The following is a 22,947-nucleotide window of genomic DNA, read 5'->3' on the forward strand; positions in this document are numbered from 1 at the left end:
GCGGGATTTGTTGATAAGAATAACTTATCCCGCTTCTCTACGATTAAAATCTTTGAATTTCCGCCAGTTAGATGCATGTTACCGGGTGGCGAAGCACATTGACGCCGCAAGGTTTACGTGGCTAGATAAAAGCCGATGTTATGCCCAGTGGGTGATGGCTCAGGCCGTTTTCGGGTTAACGCAAACAGTGGGTATAGAAGCTTACAAAGACGATAAGGGTGTCAGGGTCACATGAACGAACAATATTCCGCAATGCGAAGTAATGTCAGTATGCTCGGCAAACTGCTCGGGGATACCATAAAGGATGCACTAGGAGAGAACATCCTCGACCGGGTGGAGACCATCCGCAAACTCTCAAAGTCATCCCGTGCGGGAAATGAGGCCGATCGCAAGGAACTGCTCAATACGCTGCAAAACCTGTCGAACGACGAACTGTTGCCCGTCGCGCGCGCCTTCAGCCAGTTTCTTAATCTGACCAACGTTGCCGAGCAGTACCAGACTATTTCTCGCAGCGGCGACGGCACCAATCATCCTGAACTGCTGAAAACCACCTTTGATCGTCTTAAACAGCAGCCTGACGTGAGCGAAAGCGCTATCCGCGAGGCGATTGAGTCGCTGTCGCTGGAGCTGGTGTTGACCGCGCACCCGACTGAAATTACGCGCCGCACCCTGATTCATAAGCTGGTTGAAGTTAACAGCTGCCTGAAGCAGCTCGATCACAGCGATATCTCCGACTACGAGCGTAACCAGATCATGCGTCGCCTGCGTCAGCTGGTGGCGCAGGCATGGCACACGGATGAAATCCGTAAATATCGCCCAACGCCCATTGATGAAGCCAAATGGGGTTTTGCCGTTGTAGAAAACAGCCTGTGGGAAGGTGTGCCCGCCTTTCTGCGTGAACTGAACGAGCAGGTGGAAGAGACGTTCGGCATCAGGCTACCGGTGGATTTTGTGCCGGTGAAATTTACCTCCTGGATGGGCGGTGACCGCGATGGCAACCCGAATGTCACCGCGCCGGTAACACGCCATGCGATGCAGCTCAGCCGCTGGAAAGCAGCCGACCTGTTCCTGCGGGATATTGGCGTGCTGATCTCTGAACTGTCTATGTCTGAGTGCAGCGAGGAAATACGCGAACTGTGTGGCGATCCAGACGCGATTGAACCCTATCGTGTGATTTTGAAGCGTATGCGCAGCCAGCTGATGGCCACCCAGACCTATCTTGAACACCGTCTTAAAGGCGAGCGTCTGCCGCGTCCGGCCGATTTGCTGATCTCCAACGACCAGCTCTGGACGCCGCTTTACGCAATCTATCAGTCGCTGCAGCAGTGCGATATGGGCATTATCGCTAACGGCCAGTTGCTCGATACGCTACGTCGCGTCAAATGCTTTGGCGTGCCGCTGGTGCGTATCGATCTGCGTCAGGAGAGCACTCGCCATACGGAAGCCATTGCCGAAGTGACCCGTTATCTCGGCCTCGGCGACTACGAAAGCTGGTCGGAGGCTGACAAGCAAGCCTTCCTGATCCGCGAGCTCAACTCCAAGCGTCCGCTGCTGCCGCGCCACTGGGAGCCAGGCGACGAGACGCGTGAAGTGCTGGAAACCTGCCGCGTCGCCGCTGAAGCGCCGCAGGGCTCGATTGCTGCCTACGTCATCTCGATGGCAAAAACTCCCTCTGACGTTCTGGCCGTGCACCTGCTGCTGAAAGAGGCAGGCATCACGTTTGCCCTGCCGGTGGCACCGCTGTTTGAAACCCTCGACGATCTCAACAATGCCAATGACGTGATGACCCAGTTGCTAAACATCGACTGGTATCGCGGCTTTATCCAGGGCAAGCAAATGGTGATGATCGGCTATTCCGACTCGGCAAAAGATGCCGGCGTGATGGCGGCCAGCTGGGCGCAGTACCAGGCGCAGGACGCCCTGATTAAAACCTGTGAAAAAGCCGGCATTGCGCTGACGCTGTTCCATGGACGCGGCGGCAGCATTGGCCGCGGCGGTGCGCCAGCCCACGCCGCGCTGCTGTCTCAGCCTCCCGGCAGCCTGAAAGGCGGCCTGCGCGTGACCGAACAAGGCGAGATGATCCGCTTCAAATATGGTTTGCCCGAGGTCACTATCGCCAGCCTGTCGCTCTATACTGGTGCGATTCTTGAAGCCAACCTGCTGCCGCCGCCGGAGCCAAAGCAAGAGTGGCACAGTATTATGGATCAGCTTTCTGAACACTCCTGCGCCATGTATCGCGGCTACGTACGCGAAAATCCCGACTTTGTGCCCTACTTCCGTTCTGCTACGCCAGAGCAGGAGCTGGGTAAACTGCCGCTCGGCTCACGTCCGGCCAAGCGCCGTCCAACCGGCGGCGTTGAGTCACTGCGCGCCATTCCGTGGATTTTTGCCTGGACGCAAAACCGTCTGATGCTGCCCGCCTGGCTCGGCGCGGGCGCGGCTCTGCAACAGGCGATGGAGGATGGACATCAGGATCAGCTGGAGGCGATGTGCCGCGACTGGCCGTTCTTCTCCACCCGTCTCGGCATGCTGGAAATGGTGTTTGCGAAAGCTGACCTGTGGCTGGCGGAATATTACGATCAGCGCCTGGTCGACAAAACGCTCTGGCCGCTGGGCAAACAGCTACGCGACCAGCTTGATGCTGACATCAAAGCGGTGCTGACCATCGCCAATGACGCTCACCTGATGGCGGACCAGCCGTGGATCGCTGAATCCATCGCGCTGCGTAACGTCTATACCGACCCGCTTAACGTGTTGCAGGCGGAGCTGTTACAGCGTGCCCGTGCGCAGGAAGCGCGCGGTGAAGAGGTAGATCCCCGCGTTGAGCAGGCGCTGATGGTGACCATTGCGGGCGTTGCAGCCGGCATGCGTAATACCGGTTAATGCGCTCTGCAATCCGGGCAGGCTCCTGCCCGGATACCTCACATGCCACGACGCCTTTCACGTGTGCAAGCGTTGTGCCCGGCCGCTACTTTGCTCTATTCTTTAGGACCATTCCTCGGTTATCTACATTCTCATTTACAGGAGTTGCCCTTATGGCATCAGGAATTTCTCGCATCTGGATGCGTACTGGCATGTTGCTCGGTGCCGCATTGCTGGTGCTTAACCTCACCGCATGCGGTGACAAAGAGGGCGATCAGCGCAAAGCCTTTATCGATTTCTTGCAAAATACCGTGATGCGCAGCGGCGAGCATTTGCCGAGCCTGAGTGAAAGCCAGAAGCAGAATTTTGGTAAGTTTGCTGGTGATTACGCCATTATTTATGGCTTTTCCCAACAGGTAAATAAAGCGGTCGAGCAGGGTATGCGTCCGGTTGTCGATGAACTGTCGGCGATTCGCGTGCCGCAGGATTACCTGACTCGTCGTGACGCCCTGCGCCAGGCTAACGGCGCGCTGGTGATTGTTACGCAGCAGCTGGAAAGCGCTAAAATGCAGGCGGACAGCAGTAAAGCGGCGCTCAAGCAGGAAGAGGAGCTGAAAAAAGCCTATGACACCGTTTACGATAAAGTGGTGACGCAGCCAGCAAACCAGTTAGTTCCCCTGCTGCCGAAGCTGCAGGCGCTAAGCCAGGGTGCGGTGCAGGCAGGCGACTTCCTGCAACAGCAAGGTTCGCGCGTCAGCTTCAACAACAATGCCGTTCAGTTCCCGACGCAGGATCAGGTTACCCAGTATAATGCGCTGATGAGCACCCTTTCTGCGAATGCCCAGGCATTAAATCAGGCGCAGGCGACCGTCCAGAACGGTTTGCAGTAATTATTTCAGAGGCAAGCGGCAAGCTTGCCTTTGCCCTTTCTCTTATCCCTTTCCGCTTTTTCCCCATGCGCCAACAGAGTGTGATCTGGCGCATTTTCAACCGAAAATACTTTGTGATCATAGTCACATATATGAAACAAACCAGGGCGATCAAATCGTGATACAGGTCACATTTGCCTCGCTTTGGTGTTGAATAAATGTGCACTTGATCTTTTTTATCCCTCTTTTTTGTGACCAGCTTCACCAAAAATGGCCCTGTCCACACCGAACATTAGTGATCTGGATCACACTTACCCCGACGGCTACGCAGCGTCATATTCGCGTGATAGAGTCCGCCTGCATACAGTAATAGCGACGGCTTACCGCCGTGCTGACTTAACAAAAACAAACGCGCTCTCTTATTGCAGCGCGTCTCGATAAGGGGTGGGATATGTCCTCATCAGTCAAGGTTAAGGTTCAAAGCTTTGGCCGCTTTCTGAGTAACATGGTGATGCCGAACATCGGTGCGTTTATCGCATGGGGCATCATCACTGCACTGTTCATCCCGACCGGATGGATTCCCAATGAAACGCTGGCCAAACTGGTTGGCCCGATGATTACCTACCTGCTGCCGCTGCTGATCGGTTTTACCGGTGGGCGTCTGGTGGGCGGCGATCGCGGTGGTGTTGTGGGGGCCATTACGACCATGGGCGTCATCGTGGGTGCAGATATGCCGATGTTCCTTGGCTCCATGATCGCCGGTCCGCTGGGTGGCTGGGCCATTAAATCTTTCGACCGCGCCGTTGATGGCAAAATCAAAAGCGGTTTCGAGATGCTGGTCAATAACTTTTCTGCCGGGATCATCGGCATGGTGCTGGCGCTGATCGCCTTTATGGCTATCGGGCCCCTGGTAGAAGGTCTGTCGCATATCCTTGCCGCCGGCGTTAACCTGATGGTGCAGAACAACCTGCTGCCGCTGACCTCCATCTTTGTTGAACCGGCAAAAATCCTGTTCCTTAATAATGCCATCAACCATGGTATCTTCTCGCCGCTGGGCATTCAGCAGGCGAGTGAAGCAGGCAAGTCCATTTTCTTCCTGATCGAAGCGAACCCAGGCCCAGGCATGGGAGTGCTGGTGGCCTATATGATCTTTGGCCGCGGCAGCGCGAAGCAGTCTGCGGGCGGTGCGGCGATCATCCACTTCCTGGGGGGGATTCACGAAATTTACTTCCCGTACGTGCTGATGGCACCCCGCCTGCTGCTGGCGGTTATCCTCGGCGGTATGACCGGCGTATTTACGCTGACCGTGCTGAATGGTGGCTTGGTTTCTCCGGCCTCGCCCGGTTCTATCCTGGCCGTCCTGGCGATGACGCCGAAAGGCGCCTACTTCGCTAACATCGCTGCGATTGTGGCAGCCTTTGCCGTCTCTTTCGTAATTGCCTCTGTCCTGTTGAAAACCAGCAAAGTGAAAGAAGATGACGATATCGAAGCCGCGACCAAACGCATGCACGACATGAAAGCACAGTCGAAAGGCCAGGCCGTTGCGGGTGCGCCAGTGGTAGCTGATGCGAACAGCGTTGACGTCAGTCACGTGCGTAAAATCATCGTTGCCTGCGACGCCGGTATGGGCTCCAGCGCCATGGGTGCCGGGGTGCTGCGTAAAAAAGTGCAGGATGCGGGTCTGAGTAACGTCTCTGTCACCAACAGCGCAATTAACTCGCTGCCGGGCGACGTCGACCTGGTGATTACCCACCGCGACCTTACCGAGCGTGCAATACGCCAGGCGCCGCAGGCGCAGCATATCTCGCTGAATAACTTCCTCGACAGTGCACTCTACACCAACCTGACTGAGCGCCTGGTGGCGGCAAACCGCAGCGAAGCGCATCGTGAAACCGTACAGACCGCGCTGGCAGACAGCTACGACAACAGCGGCTCGCACCTGTTTAAGCTGGGCGCAGACAATGTCTTCCTCGGCCTGAGCGCCAGCAACAAAGAGCAGGCAATCCGCTTTGCCGGTGAGCAACTGGTGAAAGGCGGCTACGTTCAGCCAGAATATGTGGAAGCGATGCTGGCACGCGAGCAGCTTACGCCAACTTATCTCGGCGAATCTATCGCGGTGCCGCACGGCACGGTGGAAGCGAAAGATCGCGTATTGAAAACCGGCGTGGTGTTCTGTCAGTATCCTCAGGGCGTATTGTTTGGTGAAGATGCTGATGATGTGGCGCGCCTGGTAATTGGTATCGCGGCACGCAACAACGAGCATATCCAGGTGATCACCAGCCTGACCAATGCGCTGGACGATGAAAGCGTAATTGAGAAGCTGGCACACACTACCAGCGTACAGGAGGTGCTGGATCTGCTGTCAGGCAGCCCGGCTACCGCCTAAACGCCCTGCGTGATTTTCCCTGGGGCGGGTATGCCCGTCCCGATTTCCGGGGCGGATATGCCCGCCCCATCGTCATTTGATATGGGTCAATATTATGAAAGCGTTACATTTTGGAGCAGGCAATATCGGTCGCGGTTTCATCGGCAAGCTGCTGGCGGATGCAGGCATTGAACTGGTCTTTGCTGATGTCAATCAGGTGGTGCTGGATGCACTGAACGCGCGTCATGAATATCCAGTACATGTGGTTGGCGAGCAGGCAAAAGTGGAAATCGTGAAGGGCGTCAGCGCCGTCAACAGCACCAGTGACGATATCATCGCGCTGGTGGCGGAAGTCGATCTGGTCACCACGGCCGTAGGCCCACAAATTCTTGAGCGCATCGCGGGAAGTCTGGCGAAAGGCCTGGCAAAACGCCACGACGACGGCAACACGCAGCCGCTGAATATTATTGCCTGTGAAAATATGGTGCGCGGCACCAGCCAGCTCAGGCAGCACGTGCTGAAGTCACTGCCGGAGCAGTATCACGCCTGGGTTGAGCAGCATGTGGGTTTCGTTGACTCTGCAGTAGACCGAATCGTACCGCCATCCGAAGCAGGCAGCAGCGATCCGCTGGAAGTCACCGTAGAAACCTTCAGTGAGTGGATTGTTGATAAAACCCAGTTTAAAGGTGAACTCCCAGAGATTGCCGGGATGGAACTGACCGATAACCTGATGGCATTTGTCGAGCGTAAGCTGTTTACCCTCAATACCGGCCACGCCATTACCGCTTATCTCGGCCAGCTGGCTGGGCATCAGACTATTCGCGATGCCATTCTGGATAAGAAAATCCGTGCGGTGGTAAAAGGCGCCATGGAAGAGAGTGGTGCAGTGCTGATCAAGCGTTACGGCTTTGATGCTGACAAGCACGCTGCCTATATCGAAAAAATCCTCGGCCGTTTTGAAAACCCCTATCTGAAAGATGACGTAGAGCGCGTCGGCCGCCAGCCGCTGCGTAAGCTGAGCGCGGGCGATCGCCTGATCAAACCGACGCTGGGCACGCTGGAGTATCAGCTGCCAAATGCGAACCTGGTTCAGGGAATTGCGGCGGCGCTGCACTATCGCAGCGCCCAGGATCCGCAGGCGCAGGAGCTGGAAACGCTGCTGAATGAGAAAGGCCCGCAGGCTACGCTGGCACAGGTCTCTGGACTGGATGCCGACAGCGATGTGGTCGCCGCCGCAGTCAGCGCATACAACGCAATGGTTTGAGAAACGCGTGTTACTCACGCATAAGCGGTACGGGCACAGCGAGGCTGTGCCCGTTGACGGTAGTGGAATATTGCAGGCAACAATGGAAGAAAAGCAGGCTTTTGAAAACCGGGTGCTTGAGCGCCTGAACGCCGGTCGCTCGGTGAGAAGCTTTCTGATCGCCGCCGTTGAGCTGTTGGCCGAAGCGGTTAATCTGCTGGTGCTACAGGTGTTTCGTAAAGATGACTATGCGGTGAAATATGCCGTCGAGCCGCTGCTGCTGGGCGATGGCCCGCTTGGTGAACTTCCGGTGCGCCTGAAACTGATTTACGGCCTGGGCGTGATTAACCGTCATGAATATGAAGATTGCGAGCTGCTGCTGGCGTTACGCGAAGAGCTTAACCACGATCGGGGTGACTATCGCTTTACCGACGATGAAATTCTTGGCCCCTTTGGCGAGCTGCACTGCGTCGTCGCCTGGCCGCCAAAACCGGAATTTCATCCTGACGATGCCGAACTGCGCGCGATGCAGCAGCAGCGCTATTTGCAAATGGTGCGCTCAACCATGGTGCTCTCTCTGACCGAGCTCATTTCGCGTATCAGCCTGAAGCAGGCGTTCAAACGTCCCGGTACCTGATCCCTGCTCCATCGTCGTGCGCGAATCTGCGCCGCTTTTCGTGTATCCTTTGCCTGTTTTCCACTACGAGTTTTCGCCATGAAAGAGCAAGAAAAAGCCGAGATTAAACGTCTGAGCGATCAGCTGGACGCCCTGAACCGCAAAGAGCCGCAGCTGCTGGAAGCGGGCGACGCCGAAAAACTGGGCGCGCTGCTGAAAGAGAAAGAGACGCTGGTAACAGAAATTGAGCGTCTGCGCGACAAAATTGACGACAAGCTGAGCAAAGAGGCGCAGAAGCTGCAAAATCTGCCGTTCAGCCGCGAAATCACTAAAAAAGAGCAGGCCGACATGGGATCGCTGAAGAAAAGCGTGCGCGGCCTGGTGGTGGTCCATCCGATGACCGCGCTGGGTCGTGAGATGGGCCTGAAGGTGATGACCGGCTTCGCGAAGAAGCCGTTCTGAGCCCTGGATCAGGCAGCAGCCTGATCCACTGCGCGCTGGCCGGTTGCCGTCAGCACCTGCATTGCCAGCGCGTCCAGCAGTTCATAACGACGGCGATACTCCGCGCGCTTCTTGCTGGCGATCTCCTCCAGCGCTTTGCGCGGCAGGCTAAGCGGCAGCTGGAACAGGGCATCCGGGCGTGCCACTCCGCCAAGTGATGTCCAGAACTCGCTGTAGCTGGCAAAAAAATGGTCACTCTTGCTGCGACGATAGCGCAGGCTGCGGAACACATGCGTGTCATCCCCTACGGCAACCATACTCTCCACACCGCACTGACGGGCCAGCATCAGCACCACCTCCATTAACAGGCGTTTAGGAAACAAGCCGTGCGCCGCTTTCGTCGCCTCGCGGATCACCTCATTTGAAATATGCTTACGCGGTCCCTGCAGGCCGCCAATTAACAGCGTGCGTTGTTTATTTTCATAAATAAGCGAGAAAGAGAGCGAGGCAATGACTTCACTCTGATAGCGCAGCACCAGCGTGATTTCGCCTTCGCGATCGAAACGCCCGGGGCAGGAATAGAGCGTAAAGCATTCGCTGTTTTTACCGTGCAGCGTCGCCAGCAAATTATCGCCGGGAGTTTGCAGCAGCTGCCGTAGCGTCGCATTCTGTAATGATGCTACCAGCTGATAGTGATCGAGAATCGCCTGCGCACGCGCCGCCACGCCCAGTCCGGCATGGAGATAAGGACGGTGCAACTTGGCCGGTAATAACCCTTGTACGCTCATGACCTGAGGTAAATCAGGCAGGCATGAAAGCTGACGTAAATATCCTGTCGTCGTCACGGGATAAGCCAGGGTTCTTAACGCAAACTTCAGGCGAAAGCGTTTGCTCAACCACAGTTTATTCGGGATATATTTTCCGCTAACCAGCTGAAAAAACAGCGAAGCTGAGGAATCAGCGATTGGCACATGCGTTGTTATAATAGACATGAGATAACATTCTCTGGTGGAATGTTATCAATCCTATTGAGTCAAAACTCAACGGCACATTAATGCAACTTAAAGTTAAAAAACAACGAAACAAATGTTTAATTGCCGTTTAAAAAGGCAGATAGCGCGCATAAAAAAACCGGCGACACGCCGGTTTTTTGCTTTAGCGCTGACGCACTTATTTTGCTGAAGCGAAACGCGCTGCCGCTTCGTCCCAGTTCACGACATTCCAGAACGCTTTGATGTAGTCAGGGCGTTTGTTCTGGAATTTCAGGTAGTAGGCATGCTCCCACACGTCCAGACCCAGAATCGGGAAGCCTGAAGTGCCAGAAATTGCTTCGCCCATCAGCGGGTTATCCTGGTTAGCGGTAGAGACAACGGCCAGTTTGTCGCCTTTTTTCACCAGCCACGCCCAGCCAGATCCAAAGCGGGTTGCCGCCGCTTTTTCAAACTCTTCCTGGAATTTTTCAACGCTGCCAAAATCTTTTTCGATCGCGGCTTTCAGGTCACCCTGCAGCGTAGTACCGGTTTTCAGGCCTTTCCAGAACAGGCTGTGGTTAGCGTGGCCGCCTGCGTTGTTACGCAGAACGGTTTTTTTGTCTGCCGGAACCTGATCCAGTTTGGTAATCAGCTCGTCAACCGGCAGGTCAGCGAATTCGGTCCCTTCCAGCGCAGCGTTAGCATTGTTAACGTAGGTCTGGTGGTGTTTAGTGTGATGGATTTCCATCGTCTGCTTGTCGAAATGCGGTTCCAGTGCGTCGTAGGCGTAAGGCAGGGATGGCAGTGAATAACTCATGTTCTTCCTCTCCATATCATATTTGGGCGGCAACGCGAAGGGCGTGCCGCGTAAGCAGTCGAACCATTATAGTTAAATTCATGATCCGGAAAAGGGTAATCAATGCCCCATTAATTGCAAGGAATTGCTTAATCTGGCATAAGCAAACCGTTGTTTTTACAGCCTGCCGGTCGTCATGTGCCTTAGCGCAGGCGCTGAGGATGGGTATAGACCGTGGCGCGCCCTGGCTTACTGAAGCCTACCAGCGTCAGGTTACAGCGCTCAGCCACCTCAACAGCAAGGCGGGTTGCCGCAGAAACAGCAAACAGGATCTCCACGCCACACATGGCCGATTTTTGCACCATTTCATAGCTGGCACGACTGGATACCAGCGCCGCGCCATTGCCCCAGCTGGCGCGACTGCGATAGCCGAGCAGCTTATCCAGCGCAACATGCCGCCCCACATCTTCGCAGCCGCCTGCCAGCTCGCCATCCGGGCGCATCCAGGCGGCCGCATGGGTGCAACCGGTCTGCTGGCCCACCGGCTGAAAGTTTTTCAGCTGGGCCAGGCCGCGATCGAGCTGCGCCAGATCAAATGTCTGGGTAAAAGCCAGCGGCTGCACGGGTTTACCGATCTGCTCCAGCTGTTCGACACCGCAAACCCCGCAGCCGGTTCGCCCCGCCAGCGCGCGTCGATGGGCTTTCAGGGCCATAAAGCGGCGGCTGGAGAGTTCAATTTGCACCTCAATGCCGTTGCAGCCGGGCACGATATCCAGACCAAAAATCTCCGCTGGTGCATCAATAATGCCCTCCGACAGTGAAAAGCCGATAGCAAACGCCTCAAGATCTTTTGGCGTGGTCATCATCACCACATGTGAAATGCCGTTATAGACCAGCGCTACCGGCACTTCGTCCGCCAGCCAGTCGGGCTGAGCCTGCGATAAATTGCCGCGCTGCCATACCTGAGTTTCGCTGCTGCCCGCGTGGGATGTTAAATTTTCGCCGAAAGGTTGTGGAGTGGGTTTCAAAGCATGTGACCTGTTGTTAACAATCAATTTAAAAGTACGCGCCCGGGCCTCCGACGCGGAATGGCACAAGTTTGCGCTCTTGTGGGGGCCGGCGCAAAAGAAACGCTATACAAATTATGCTGCGCAGGGCGCGCCAGCGCTGTTTTTCTCTGCCAGATGAGAATGATTTTCCATCAGCAATTAACATCGGTTTTCAAAGGGGAAAAGGTTTTTTTTTGCTGGCTAAAAAAAATCTGTCGGCCTGTCAGATACCTACAAAGTGTTAAACAGAATTTAAAAAAGCATTACTAAAGCCTGCCTTATTGACTTCTGTCAAATAAGCAGCAGATAGGACTGCTATTTTGCATAGCTTCGCAATGGAGCTAATAAAGAAGAAAGATAAATGCAAATTACCAGACGAGGGTTTTTTAAAATCTGTGCAGGAGGCATGGCTGGAACCAGTGCGGCGTTATTAGGTTTTGCGCCGGAAATGGCTCTGGCTGGCATTCGAGAGTATAAGCTGGTGCGCGCCAGAGAAACGCGCAACAACTGTACCTACTGCTCTGTTGGCTGCGGCATGCTCATCTACAGCCTTGGCGACGGTGCCAAAAATGCCCGCTCAGCCATCTACCATATAGAAGGCGATCCCGATCACCCCGTTAGCCGCGGCTCGCTCTGTCCAAAAGGCGCAGGCGTGCTCGACTATATTCACAGCGACCAGCGGCTGACCTGCCCGGAATACCGCGCGCCGGGCAGCGACACATGGCAGCGTATCAGCTGGCAGGAAGCGTTTGAGCGCATTGCCCGACTGATGAAACAGGATCGCGATGCGCATTTTCAACAGACTAACGCCGCAGGCGTCACCGTAAACCGCTGGCCGACCACATCAATGTTCTGCTCCTCGGCTGCCAGTAATGAAACCGGACTCCTTGACCAAAAGTTTGCCCGTGCGCTGGGTATCGTCGCGCTGGAGAATCAGGCACGACTCTGCCACGGCCCGACGGTTGCCGCGCTGGCGCCGAGCTTTGGCCGCGGCGCGATGACCAACAACTGGAACGACATTAAAAATGCCAACGTCGTACTGATCATGGGCGGCAACCCAGCCGAAGCCCATCCGGTAGGCTTCAAATGGGTGATCGAGGCGAAGACGCACAATAATGCGCAGGTGATTGTGGTCGATCCACGCTTTAACCGCTCGGCATCGGTCGCCGATCTCTATGCGCCGCTGCGCGCGGGTAGCGACGTCACCTTCCTGATGGGTGTGATTAACTATCTGTTGCAGCATAACCAGATTCAGCAGCAGTACGTGCGCGCCTTTACCAACGCCGCGCTGATCGTCAGCGACGGCTACAGCTTCAGAGAGGGGCTGTTCAGCGGCTATGACCCTGAGACTCGGCAGTACGATCGTAGCAGCTGGCAGTATGAGCTGGACGAAAAGGGCCATGCGCGCCGCGACGACAGCTTTAGCCACCCCCGCTGCGTGCTGAATCTGCTGAAAACACATGCCAGCCGCTATACGCCAGAACTGGTCGAGCGTCTGTGTGGCACGCCGCAGGCGACATTCCTCGCTATCTGCCAGCAGCTGGCTTCTACCAGCGTCACCCACCGTACCGCCACTATTCTCTATGCGCTGGGCTGGACGCATCACACCAACGGCTCGCAGATTATCCGCACTGCGGCGATGATCCAGCTGCTGCTCGGCAACATCGGGATGCCCGGCGGCGGCATCAACGCGCTGCGCGGCCACTCGAACGTACAGGGCTACACCGATCTCGGCCTGCTGGCGCAGAGCCTGCCTGGCTACCTGCCGCTGCCATCGGAGAAACTCCCCACGCTGGCAGACTATCTGCAAAAAGCAACGCCTGCCGCGACGCTGGCGGGCCAGGTCAACTACTGGCAGAACACCGACAAATTCTTTGTCAGCCTGATGAAAAGTTTCTATGGCGATAACGCCACGGCGGAAAACCAGTGGGGCTATGACTGGCTGCCCAAATGGGACAAAAGCTATGACTGCATGGCCCAGGCGGAGATGATGGAACAGGGCGAGATAAACGGTGCCATCATTCAGGGCTTTAACCTGCTGGCCGCCTTTCCGGATAAAAACAAAGCGTGCCGTGCGCTCTCTCGCCTGAAATATATGGTGGTGATCGATCCGCTCAGCACCGAAACCGCCAGCTTCTGGCAATCGCACGGCGAGTTCAACGACGTCGATCCGTCGCAGATTGCCACAGAAGTGTTCCGCCTGCCCTCCTCCTGTTTCGCCGAAGAAGATGGCTCGGTGGCCAACTCTTCGCGCTGGCTGCAGTGGCACTGGGCCGCAGCCCGCCCGCCGGGCGAAGCGCTGCACGACGGTAAAATTCTCGGCCATCTCTTTTTGCGCCTGCGCGAGCTCTATCGCCAGGAAGGCGGCGTTGCGCCCGAGCCGCTAATGGCAATGAACTGGAACTACAGGAATCCCGCCGATCCATCACCCGAAGAGGTTGCGCAGGAGAGCAATGGTCGCGCATTACAGGACGTTTATGACGCCAGCGGCAAACGGGTATTGAAAAAAGGCCAGCAGCTTAACAGCTTTGCCGAACTGCGCAACGACGGTAGCACCGCCAGCGGCTGCTGGATCTATGCCGGTAGCTGGACGCCGCAGGGCAATCAGATGGCGCGTCGCGACAATGCCGATCCGTCAGGGCTGGGTGTCGTCTCCGGCTGGGCCTGGGCGTGGCCAGCCAATCGCCGCATTCTTTATAACCGCGCTTCTGCCGACGAGCAGGGCAAAGCCTGGGATGCGCATCGCCGCCTGATTGAGTGGGACGGACAGCGCTGGCTGGGCATTGATGTTCCCGATTATCCGCTGACTCTTGCACCGCAGCAGAAAGCGGGACCGTTTATTATGCAGCCCGACGGCATGGGCCATCTGTTTGCGCTCGATAAAATGGCTGACGGACCATTTCCAGAGCACTACGAGCCAATGGAAAGCCCGCTCAATACCAATCCGCTGCACCCGCAGCAGAGCCACAGTCCGGTCGCGCGACTGTTTGCGCGTGATGCGGTGCATCTGGGCGAAGCGGCTGACTATCCCTGTGTTGCGACGACCTACTCCATCACCGAGCTGTTCCGTCACTGGACGAAACATGCCCTGCTGAACGCCATTGCGCAGCCCGAGCAGTTTGTTGAGATCGGCGTCGAGCTGGCAGAAGAGAAAGGCATCAGGGCGGGCGACAGCGTCAGGGTCTCCTCGCGGCGCGGCTATATCAAAGCAAAAGCGGTGGTGACGCGACGTTTGCAGCGTCTGACTATTGACGGTAAACCGGTCGATACCGTGGGCATCCCCTGCCACTGGGGCTTTGAGGGTGCGGCACGTAAAGGTTTCCTTGCCAATACGCTGACGCCGTCAGTAGGCGATGCCAACTCGCAGACGCCGGAATACAAAGGGTTTTTAGTTAACGTGGAAAAGGCGTAACGGAGAACGAACATGGCTAACCCCACACAGGACATTATTCGTCGCTCCGCGACCAGTTCCCTCACGCCCGCGCCGCAGGCGCGCGATCATCGGCAGCAGGTTGCCAAGCTAATCGACGTGACCACCTGTATCGGCTGCAAAGGGTGCCAGGTAGCCTGTTCGGAGTGGAACGATATCCGCACCGACGTGGGCTATAACATCGGTGTCTATGACAACCCGACTGACCTCGACGCTAAAGCCTGGACAGTTATGCGCTTCTCAGAAACTGAAGAGCATGGTCGTCTGGAGTGGCTGATCCGCAAAGATGGCTGTATGCACTGCGCCGATCCCGGCTGCCTGAAAGCCTGTCCGTCAGCGGGCGCAATTGTGCAGTACGCCAACGGCATCGTCGATTTTCAGTCTGAGCACTGTATCGGCTGTGGCTACTGTATTGCAGGCTGTCCGTTCAACGTGCCGCGAATCAATAAAGAGGATAACCGCGCCTACAAGTGCACGCTCTGCGTCGATCGCGTCAGTGTTGGTCAGGAACCAGCCTGCGTCAAAACCTGCCCAACCGGCGCTATCCGCTTCGGCACCAAAGACGAGATGCAGCAGCTGGCGGCAGAACGCATTGCCGAGCTCAAAACGCGCGGCTTTGAAAATGCAGGACTTTACGATCCGGCAGGCGTTGGCGGCACGCATGTGATGTATGTACTGCACCACGCGAATAAGCCGCAGCTCTATCATGGACTGCCGGAGAATCCCGGCATCAGCCCGACCGTCACCTTCTGGAAAGGGATCTGGAAACCGCTGGCGGCGGTTGGCTTTGCTGCCACTTTTGCCGCCTCGGTATTTCACTATGTTGGCGTCGGGCCAAACCGCGTTGAAGACGAGCATAAGGAAAACAAGGAATGAAACAAGGCGACCGCATCATCCGCTATCGTGCGGCAGAGCGTATTAACCACTGGATTGTTGCCGCCTGCTTTGTGCTGGTCGCGCTAAGCGGGCTGGGCTTCCTTTTCCCCTCGTTTAACTGGCTGATGAATGTGCTGGGCACGCCACAGCTGGCGCGCATCCTGCATCCCTTCATTGGCGTAACGATGTTTATCGCCTTTATGCTGATGTTTTTCCGCTACTGGCAGCATAATCTGGTGAATAAAGATGACCTGCTCTGGGCCCGCAATATCCATAAAATTGCCCTTAACCAGGAGGTCGGTGATACTGGCCGCTATAATTTCGGCCAGAAGTGTGTGTTCTGGGCTGCTATCATCTGCTTAACAGTGCTGCTGCTTAGCGGTATTGCGATCTGGCGTCCCTGGTTTGCCGGCGCCTTCAGCATCCCGCTGATCCGTGCGGCACTGCTGGTGCACTCGCTGGCTGCCGTGGGCCTGATCGTAGCGATCATGGTGCACGTTTATGCGGCGCTGTGGGTCAAAGGCACGCTGACGGCCATGGTTGAAGGCTGGGTGACATCCGCATGGGCGGAAAAACATCATCCCCGCTGGTATCGCGAGCAGCGTAACCGCTCAACACAACAGGAAAAACGCCCCTGATGAGTATTCGCATTATCCCGCAAGACCAGCTGGAGAAGAGCGAGAAAACAACGGCGGATACCATTCCGCCGTTACTTTTTCCGCGGCTGAAAAACCTCTATAGCCGCCGCGCTGCGCGGCTGCGCGAGCTGGCACCTAAAAATCCCCTTGGTGACTATCTGCGTTTCGCGGCGAAAATCGCACAGGCGCAGGAGATCGTTCTGTATGACCACCCCCTGCACTGCGATCTCCATGCTCGCCTGGTGCAGAGCGCCACCGAGGGCAAACCGCCGCTGGATATCCACACGCTGCCGCGTGATGCGCACTGGCATCGTCTGCTCCATTCACTGATTGCGGAGCTCAAGCCAGAGATGACCGGACAGGCGCTGGCGGTGCTGGAAAATCTGGAGAAAACTGCCGCTGGCGAACTGGAGACGCTCGCCAGCGCACTGCTGACAGGCGAGTTTGCACTGGTCAGCAGTGACAAAGCCCCCTTTATCTGGGCGGCGCTTTCGGTCTACTGGGCACAGATGGCGGCGCTCATTCCCGGCAAAGCACGCGCTGAATATGGCGAACAGCGCCAGTTCTGCCCGGTTTGCGCCAGCATACCGGTTGCAAGCGTGGTGCATTTAGGCACGCAGCAGGGGCTGCGCTACCTGCACTGTAACTTATGCGAGAGCGAGTGGTATGTTGCGCGTAGCAAGTGCAGCAACTGCGAACAGACGCGCGATCTGCACTACTGGTCACTCGACAGCGAACACGCCTCGGTTAAAGCAGAGAGCTGCGGCGACTGTGGCACCTATCTGAAGATGCTGTACCAGGAGAAGGATCCGGCGGTAGAGCCGGTAGCCGACGATCTTGCGTCGCTGGTGCTGGATGCCCGCATGGAGCAGGAAGGTTTTTCACGCAGTAGCCTGAACCCGTTCCTGTTTCCCGATGAGCGCTGATTAACCCTTTGATGGCGGAGAAGGCGATGAAACTGATTGGCAGCTACACCAGTCCCTTTGTACGGAAAATCTCGGTTATTCTGCTGGAAAAAGGCATCGTTTTTGAGTTTGTTAACGATGCACCTTACAGCCCCGACAGCCATGTCTCGCACTACAATCCGCTGGGTAAGGTGCCAACGCTGATTGACGACGAGGGCCAGGCCTGGTTCGACTCCTCCGTCATCGCGCAGTTTCTGGAGCTGCGCGGCGATGCCCCCGCACTGCTACCGGACGATCCCTGGCAGGCGTTGCATGTTCGTCAGGTTGAGCGACTGGCCGATGGCGTTAGCGACTGCGCCAGCATCATCGTGCGCGAGAAACTGCGCGCGCCGGAACAGCAGTCTGCTGAGGTGATGACGCGTCACCGTGAGAAGATTCTGCGCGGTCTGGATAAGCTGGAAATGCTCGCCGCCGAAGGCAGGTTACTTAACAGCGGCACGCTCAATCTTGCCGACATTACAACGGGCTGCATGATTGGCTATATCAATTTTCGTCATGTCGTGCCGAACTGGTGCGTGGATCGCCCGGCGCTGGTGAAGCTGGCGGAGAGGGTATTTCAGCGTGAGAGTTTCGCGCGCACAGCACCGCCGGCGGCATAGCGACAGCGACAGCGACAGCGACAGCGACAGCGACAGCGACAGCGACAGCGACAGCGACAGCGACAGCGACATACTGCCAGCGTTGCCCGCTAAAACAATAAAAGGGACGATTTCTCGTCCCTTTTTATCGCCTGCAACGTTTATTGCAGCAGTGAGATATCCGCCACCTGCAGGAACAACGCTCGCAGTTTTGCCAGCAGCGTCAGCCGGTTAACACGCACCTCTGCGTCATCGGCGTTGACCATGACCTTGTCGAAGAAGTTATCGACGGCGGTACGCAGCTGCGCCAGCTCGATGAGCGCATCCTGGTAGCGGCCCTCGGCAAAGTAAGGTTGCAGCTTGTCGCCCAGCGCGGTGACGAAGGTTGCCAGCTGGATCTCTTCGTTCTCCTTCAGCAGTGACGCCTGCACGCTCTCGTTCAGCGTTTCGGTCGACTTCGCCAGTATGTTGGAGACACGCTTGTTGGCTGCCGCCAGCGCTGCCGCTTCATCGAGCGTGCGGAAGTGCGACACCGCTTTCATGCGTGCGTCAAAGTCAGCCGGACGGGTCGGACGGCGCGCCAGCACCGCCTGTAGCGTATCAATGCTGTGGCCCTCTTCCTGATACCAGCTGCGGAAACGGCCCAGCATAAAGTCGATCACATCATCGACTACGTTGCCATTGCTCAGCTTGCTGCCGTAGAGTCGCACCGCCTCTTCGGTCAGGGTTTGCAGATCGAGCGGGAGATTTTTCTCGACGATGATGCGCAGCACGCCCAGCGCGGCACGACGCAGCGCAAAGGGATCTTTGTCGCCTTTCGGATGTTGTCCGATGCCAAAGATACCTGCCAGGGTATCCATCTTGTCCGCGATGGCCAGCGCGCAGGCAACCGGGTTAGAGGGCAGATCGTCACCAGCATAGCGCGGCTGATACTGCTCGTTCAGCGCGACCGCCACGTCCTCGGCTTCGCCGTCGAAACGGGCATAGTGCATCCCCATGACGCCCTGCGTGTCGGTGAACTCAAACACCATGTTGGTCATCAGATCGCACTTGGAAAGCAGACCGGCACGCGTGGCGTGGTTGACGTCTGCCCCCGTCTGCGCCGCAATCCAGCCCGCCAGCGCCTGAATACGATCGGTTTTGTCGCGCAGCGTGCCCAGCTCTTTCTGGAACAGCACGGTTTCAAGGCGCGGCAGATGGTCTTCCAGACGTTTTTTACGGTCGGTGTTAAAGAAGAACTCAGCATCCGCCAGACGCGGACGTACTACCTTCTCGTTACCTGAGATAATCTGCTTTGGATCGCTCGATTCAATATTGGTCACGAAGATAAAGTTTGGCAGCAGCTTGCCTGCATCGTCGTAAACCGGGAAATATTTCTGGTCACCTTTCATGGTGTAGACCAGCGCTTCGGCAGGCACCTTGAGGAACTTCTCTTCAAAGGTAGCCGTTAGCACGACCGGCCACTCCACCAGCGAGGTGACCTCTTCCAGCAGGCTGTCGCTCAGATCGGCGTTGCCGCCCAGCTGACGAGCGGCCGCTTCCGCATCGGCTTTAATCTGCGCCTTGCGCACGGCGTAATCGGCAATAACCTTGCCGCGCGTTTCCAGAATATCGGGATACTGGTCGGCGCTGTCGATAGTGAACTCAGGCTCACCCATAAAGCGATGACCACGAAGAGTGCGCCCGGATTCAATGCCGAGAATAGTGGCCGGGATCAGCTCGTCGCCCAGCAGCAGCGTCACGGTGTGCACCGGACGGACAAACTGCACGTCGCTCGCGCCCCAGCGCATCAGTTTCGGGATCGGCAGCTTGCTCAGCGCGGTGGCGATCATGCCAGGCAGCAGCGACTGGGCAGACTCCCCTTTCACTTGCGCGCGATAGACCAGCCATTCGCCTTTGTCAGTGCTCAGGCGCTCGGCCTGATCGACGGTGATGCCGTTGCCGCGAGCCCAGCCTTCCGCCGCTTTGGTCGGATTGCCGTCGGCATCAAAGGCCGCGGCAATGGCCGGGCCACGTTTTTCAACTTCACGGTCGGCCTGTGCCGCACTCAGCGCGGCCACTTTCAGCGCCAGGCGGCGCGGCGCGGCGTACCAGCGCACGTCACCGTGAGCCAGACCTGCGCCATCCAGTTCAGCCGTTACCTGTGCAGCAAAGGCTTCGGCCAGGCTGCGCAGAGCTTTCGGCGGCAGCTCTTCGGTACCGATTTCCACCAGAAACGTTTTTTCAGTCATGGCTGCCTCTTACTTGTTGTTATTGCACATCGGGAAGCCCAGCGCCTCACGGGAGGCGTAGTAGGCTTCAGCCACGGCTTTAGTCAGGGTGCGGATGCGCAGAATATAGCGCTGGCGTTCGGTAACCGAGATCGCCTTACGCGCATCCAGCAGGTTAAAGCTGTGCGCAGCTTTCAGAATGCGCTCATAGGCCGGCAGCGGCAGGGGTTTTTCCAGCGCCAGCAGCTGCTGCGCTTCTTTTTCATACTGCTCAAAACAGGTGAAAAGGAAATCGACGTCGGCGTATTCGAAGTTGTAGGTCGACTGCTCGACTTCGTTCTGGTGGAACACGTCACCGTAGGTGGTTTTACCCAGCGGGCCGTCGCTCCAGACCAGATCGTAAACGCTGTCAACGCCCTGGATATACATCGCCAGACGCTCAAGGCCATAGGTGATCTCACCTGTTACCGGTTTGCACTCCAGCCCGCCCACCTGCTGGAAGTAGGTAAACTGCGTCACTTCCATACCGTTGAGCCAGACTTCCCAGCCGAGACCCCAGGCACCCAGCGTTGGGTTTTCCCAGTTATCTTCCACGAAGCGAATATCATGCACGGTGGGATCGATACCCAGCTCTTTCAGCGACCCGAGATACAGCTCCTGAATGTTGTCCGGCGATGGCTTGATGATCACCTGGAACTGGTAATAGTGCTGTAAGCGGTTCGGGTTTTCACCGTAGCGTCCGTCGGTTGGACGGCGTGACGGTTGTACGTAGGCTGCGGCAACTGGCTCAGGGCCAAGTGCGCGCAGGCAGGTCATAGGGTGTGAAGTGCCAGCGCCCACTTCCATGTCCAGCGGCTGAACGATGGTGCAGCCCTGACGCGCCCAGTAATCCTGCAATGTCAGGATCAAGCCCTGAAAGGTTTTGGTATCAAACTTTTGCATGATGATTTCGCACGCGAGTCGGGTAGATGAAAAAAGAGGGCGACAGTATACCCTTTGACCGCGCGATGTGCAGCCGGAAATCCTGTCGCCAGACGGCTCCTAAAGCTGTTGCGAAAGGTTGTTGTGCCCGATGTGACTGTCTACCCTTCTTCGCACCAACCTAATGCGCATGAGGACCCGATGTCGCACAAGATTTGCTGGATCGATAATTTACGCGCGGTCGCCTGCCTGATGGTGATTGTGATCCATACCACGACCTGGTACATCACCGGCCCCATGGCAGTGACCGGATACGGGTGGGACGTTGCTAACCTGCTGAATTCCGCGTCGCGCGTCTGCGTACCGCTCTTTTTTATGATTTCAGGCTATCTGTTCTTTGGTGAACGCAGCGCGCAGCCGCGCCATCTGCTGCGGCTGGTGCTCTGCCTGTTGTTCTATAGCGCAGTGGCGCTGGCCTACATTACCTGGCTGACGCCCATCAGCGAAGGGCGCTCGCTGTTGAAGATGTTACAGAAGCCGGTGTTCTACCACCTGTGGTTTTTCTTTGCGCTGATCGGCATCTATCTGTTGTCGCCACTGATTCAGGTGAAAACCGTGCAGGCACGCTATGTGGCGTTGCTGGTTATCGTGCTGGCGGTGCTGGCGAACCCAAACACGGTCGATCAGGCGGTCGGGCCGTTTCACTGGCTGCCGGTTAATCTCTATGTCAGCGGTGACAGTATCTACTATCTGCTCTATGCCCTGCTGGGACGCGCCATCGGCACCATGGAGACAGCGCGACGCGGCGTGACGCCGCTGGCGGCGGGCCTGTTCACTGCCTGTGTCATCGGCATCACGCTTGGCACAAAGCAGGCACTGATTGTCAACGGCGCGTTCAATGATACCTGGTATCTCTACTGCGGGCCGCTGGTGTTTATCGCTGCTATCAGCCTGCTGGTGCTGTTCAAGAACACGCTAAATGCCCGCACCCTGCCGGTACTCGGCACGCTCTCACGCTATTCGCTGCCCATTTATGGCTTCCATGCGCTTTTTATTCACTTTCTGCGCACGCGCCACTATGACGATATGTCATGGCCGCTGCTGGATATGCCCTGGGTATTTGGCGTCACGCTGGTGGGGAGCCTGCTGCTGGCGATGGGCCTGCAACGTCTCGACAGGCGTCACTGGGTCAGCTGATCTCGCCAGCGCGCGTGGGCGCGTCGTAACTGGCGCGCGGAGGAGAAACCTGCGGCCAGCGCCGCCTTTTCCACGCCTTCGCCCTGCTGCTGGCGCTGACGTGCAATGCCCAGCCGCAGCTGCTCGTGATATTCGCGTACGCTGATCCCCAGATGCTGGCGAAACAGGCGCGCCAGATGGCGGCCGCTGACGTGAACGTGCGCGGCGAGATCGTCCAGCGACCAGCTGTGCTCGGGACAGGCGATCATTGCGTCCTGCGCGCGATGAATCGCCGGATGGAGATGATTGCGGTAGCGCAGCCAGGGTGACAGCTGCGGATCGTCACCTGAGCGGCGAAACCACACTACCATGTCGCGCGCTACATCCAGCGCGGTTTGAGCCCCGCACTGTCGGTTTATCAGGTGCAGAGCGAGATCGATACCTGCCGTAATACCCGCGCTGGTCCAGATATTGCCGTCGTCAACGAAGACGCGATTTTCCTTAACCAGCGCAGCAGGCGCCGCGGCTTTCAGATGCGACAGCACGTCGTGATGAGTTGTGCAGGCAACGCCATCAAGCAAACCGGCCTGCGCTGCCAGCAGCGCGCCGGAACAGACGCAGACGAGCGTAATCTGTCGCGCGCGCAGCAGGGGCTGCTGGCGTCGCAGCCAGCGGCGCGCGCTTTCCGCCTGCGGCGTGCGCAACCAGACTGCGGAGTCGCAGACACCCGGCACCACCAGCAGGCTATCAGGGGGCAGCGTTTCCGGCAGCGGCTCAATCCCGGCAATGGTCATCTCCGTTGAGCTCAGAACCCACGCCTCTGGTCCGATATAGCGCAGCGTGAAGCGTTCTCCCGCCAGCCGCAACGTCTCCGCCGGACCGGTCACGTCCAGCGTCATCACGCCAGGCAATATCAAAAACCAGACGGTTTGTGGCATAGG

18 protein-coding genes are annotated in these 22,947 nt (G+C 57.2%); 12 read left to right on the plus strand and 6 right to left on the minus strand.

Going from position 1 to position 22,947, the window contains the following annotated elements:
* The first annotated feature begins 231 nt into the window (after window positions 1-231).
* The 6 genes from ppc to HP564_RS18490 all read left to right on the plus strand — a co-directional run bounded on the left by ppc (window position 232) and on the right by HP564_RS18490 (window position 8,417).
* Window positions 232-2,883 (plus strand): phosphoenolpyruvate carboxylase, encoded by a 2,652-nt coding sequence (gene ppc, locus HP564_RS18465; RefSeq protein ID WP_371245293.1) that lies wholly within the window; start codon window positions 232-234, stop codon window positions 2,881-2,883.
* 152 nt (window positions 2,884-3,035) lie between these two features.
* Complete coding sequence (locus HP564_RS18470; protein ID WP_371245294.1) at window positions 3,036-3,752, plus strand: DUF3053 domain-containing protein; 717 nt, start codon at window positions 3,036-3,038, stop codon at window positions 3,750-3,752.
* A gap of 430 nt (window positions 3,753-4,182) precedes the next feature.
* On the plus strand, window positions 4,183-6,117 hold the full coding sequence (locus tag HP564_RS18475; RefSeq protein ID WP_371245295.1) for a PTS mannitol transporter subunit IICBA: 1,935 nt from the start codon (window positions 4,183-4,185) through the stop codon (window positions 6,115-6,117).
* Window positions 6,118-6,211: 94 nt separating this feature from the next.
* On the plus strand, window positions 6,212-7,360 hold the full coding sequence (mtlD, locus tag HP564_RS18480) for a mannitol-1-phosphate 5-dehydrogenase (RefSeq protein WP_371245296.1): 1,149 nt from the start codon (window positions 6,212-6,214) through the stop codon (window positions 7,358-7,360).
* Window positions 7,361-7,442: 82 nt separating this feature from the next.
* Window positions 7,443-7,976 carry an MltR family transcriptional regulator gene (locus HP564_RS18485; protein ID WP_371245297.1) on the plus strand — a complete coding sequence of 178 codons (534 nt, stop codon included), beginning with the start codon at window positions 7,443-7,445 and terminating at the stop codon, window positions 7,974-7,976.
* A 78-nt stretch (window positions 7,977-8,054) separates the two neighbouring features.
* Window positions 8,055-8,417 carry a YibL family ribosome-associated protein gene (locus tag HP564_RS18490; protein ID WP_371245298.1) on the plus strand — a complete coding sequence of 121 codons (363 nt, stop codon included), beginning with the start codon at window positions 8,055-8,057 and terminating at the stop codon, window positions 8,415-8,417.
* 8 nt (window positions 8,418-8,425) lie between these two features.
* On the opposite strand, the gene HP564_RS18495 is transcribed toward HP564_RS18490, so the two are convergent.
* The 3 genes from HP564_RS18495 to fdhD all read right to left on the minus strand — a co-directional run bounded on the left by HP564_RS18495 (window position 8,426) and on the right by fdhD (window position 11,191).
* Complete coding sequence (locus tag HP564_RS18495; RefSeq protein ID WP_371245299.1) at window positions 8,426-9,388, minus strand: VirK/YbjX family protein; 963 nt, start codon at window positions 9,386-9,388, stop codon at window positions 8,426-8,428.
* 178 nt (window positions 9,389-9,566) lie between these two features.
* A complete protein-coding gene (gene sodA, locus HP564_RS18500; protein WP_371245300.1) occupies window positions 9,567-10,184 on the minus strand; it encodes a superoxide dismutase [Mn] in 618 nt (205 codons plus the stop codon).
* Window positions 10,185-10,366: 182 nt separating this feature from the next.
* Entirely contained in the window at window positions 10,367-11,191 is an 825-nt protein-coding gene (gene fdhD / locus HP564_RS18505) for a formate dehydrogenase accessory sulfurtransferase FdhD (RefSeq protein ID WP_371245301.1), read from the minus strand.
* Window positions 11,192-11,573: 382 nt separating this feature from the next.
* On the opposite strand from fdhD, the gene fdnG reads away from it, so the two are divergent.
* From fdnG to HP564_RS18530, 5 genes are read left to right on the plus strand one after another with little or no spacing between them, the layout of a single operon-like run.
* Window positions 11,574-14,624: a formate dehydrogenase-N subunit alpha gene (gene fdnG, locus HP564_RS18510; RefSeq protein ID WP_371245302.1), complete on the plus strand. Its 3,051-nt coding sequence runs from the start codon at window positions 11,574-11,576 to the stop codon at window positions 14,622-14,624.
* Between the two features lie 12 nt (window positions 14,625-14,636).
* On the plus strand, window positions 14,637-15,518 hold the full coding sequence (fdxH, locus tag HP564_RS18515; RefSeq protein ID WP_371245303.1) for a formate dehydrogenase subunit beta: 882 nt from the start codon (window positions 14,637-14,639) through the stop codon (window positions 15,516-15,518).
* Complete coding sequence (gene fdoI / locus HP564_RS18520; protein WP_371245304.1) at window positions 15,515-16,156, plus strand: formate dehydrogenase cytochrome b556 subunit; 642 nt, start codon at window positions 15,515-15,517, stop codon at window positions 16,154-16,156. The genes fdxH and fdoI overlap by 4 nt, the downstream gene beginning before the upstream one ends.
* Window positions 16,156-17,082 (plus strand): formate dehydrogenase accessory protein FdhE, encoded by a 927-nt coding sequence (fdhE, locus tag HP564_RS18525; protein WP_371245305.1) that lies wholly within the window; start codon window positions 16,156-16,158, stop codon window positions 17,080-17,082. Before fdoI ends, fdhE begins: the two co-directional genes overlap by 1 nt.
* 26 nt (window positions 17,083-17,108) lie before the next feature.
* On the plus strand, window positions 17,109-17,720 hold the full coding sequence (locus HP564_RS18530) for a glutathione S-transferase (RefSeq protein ID WP_371245306.1): 612 nt from the start codon (window positions 17,109-17,111) through the stop codon (window positions 17,718-17,720).
* 140 nt (window positions 17,721-17,860) lie between these two features.
* Here the strand turns inward: HP564_RS18530 and glyS are convergent, their stop codons facing one another.
* Together glyS and glyQ are read right to left on the minus strand one after the other, a co-directional pair.
* Entirely contained in the window at window positions 17,861-19,930 is a 2,070-nt protein-coding gene (gene glyS / locus HP564_RS18535) for a glycine--tRNA ligase subunit beta (protein WP_371245307.1), read from the minus strand.
* Window positions 19,931-19,939: 9 nt separating this feature from the next.
* Window positions 19,940-20,851, minus strand: a complete 912-nt coding sequence (gene glyQ / locus HP564_RS18540) for a glycine--tRNA ligase subunit alpha (protein WP_371245308.1) — start codon at window positions 20,849-20,851, stop codon at window positions 19,940-19,942.
* A 180-nt stretch (window positions 20,852-21,031) separates the two neighbouring features.
* On the opposite strand from glyQ, the gene HP564_RS18545 reads away from it, so the two are divergent.
* Window positions 21,032-22,027: an acyltransferase gene (locus tag HP564_RS18545; RefSeq protein WP_371245309.1), complete on the plus strand. Its 996-nt coding sequence runs from the start codon at window positions 21,032-21,034 to the stop codon at window positions 22,025-22,027.
* Here HP564_RS18545 and HP564_RS18550 read toward each other — a convergent pair.
* Entirely contained in the window at window positions 22,012-22,944 is a 933-nt protein-coding gene (locus HP564_RS18550; RefSeq protein WP_371245310.1) for a GlxA family transcriptional regulator, read from the minus strand. The two genes, HP564_RS18545 and HP564_RS18550, sit on opposite strands and share 16 nt — an antisense overlap.
* Window positions 22,945-22,947 lie beyond the last annotated feature (3 nt).

The sequence above is a fragment of the Pantoea sp. KPR_PJ genome, assembly GCF_041386365.1.
GTDB lineage: Bacteria > Pseudomonadota > Gammaproteobacteria > Enterobacterales > Enterobacteriaceae > Pantoea.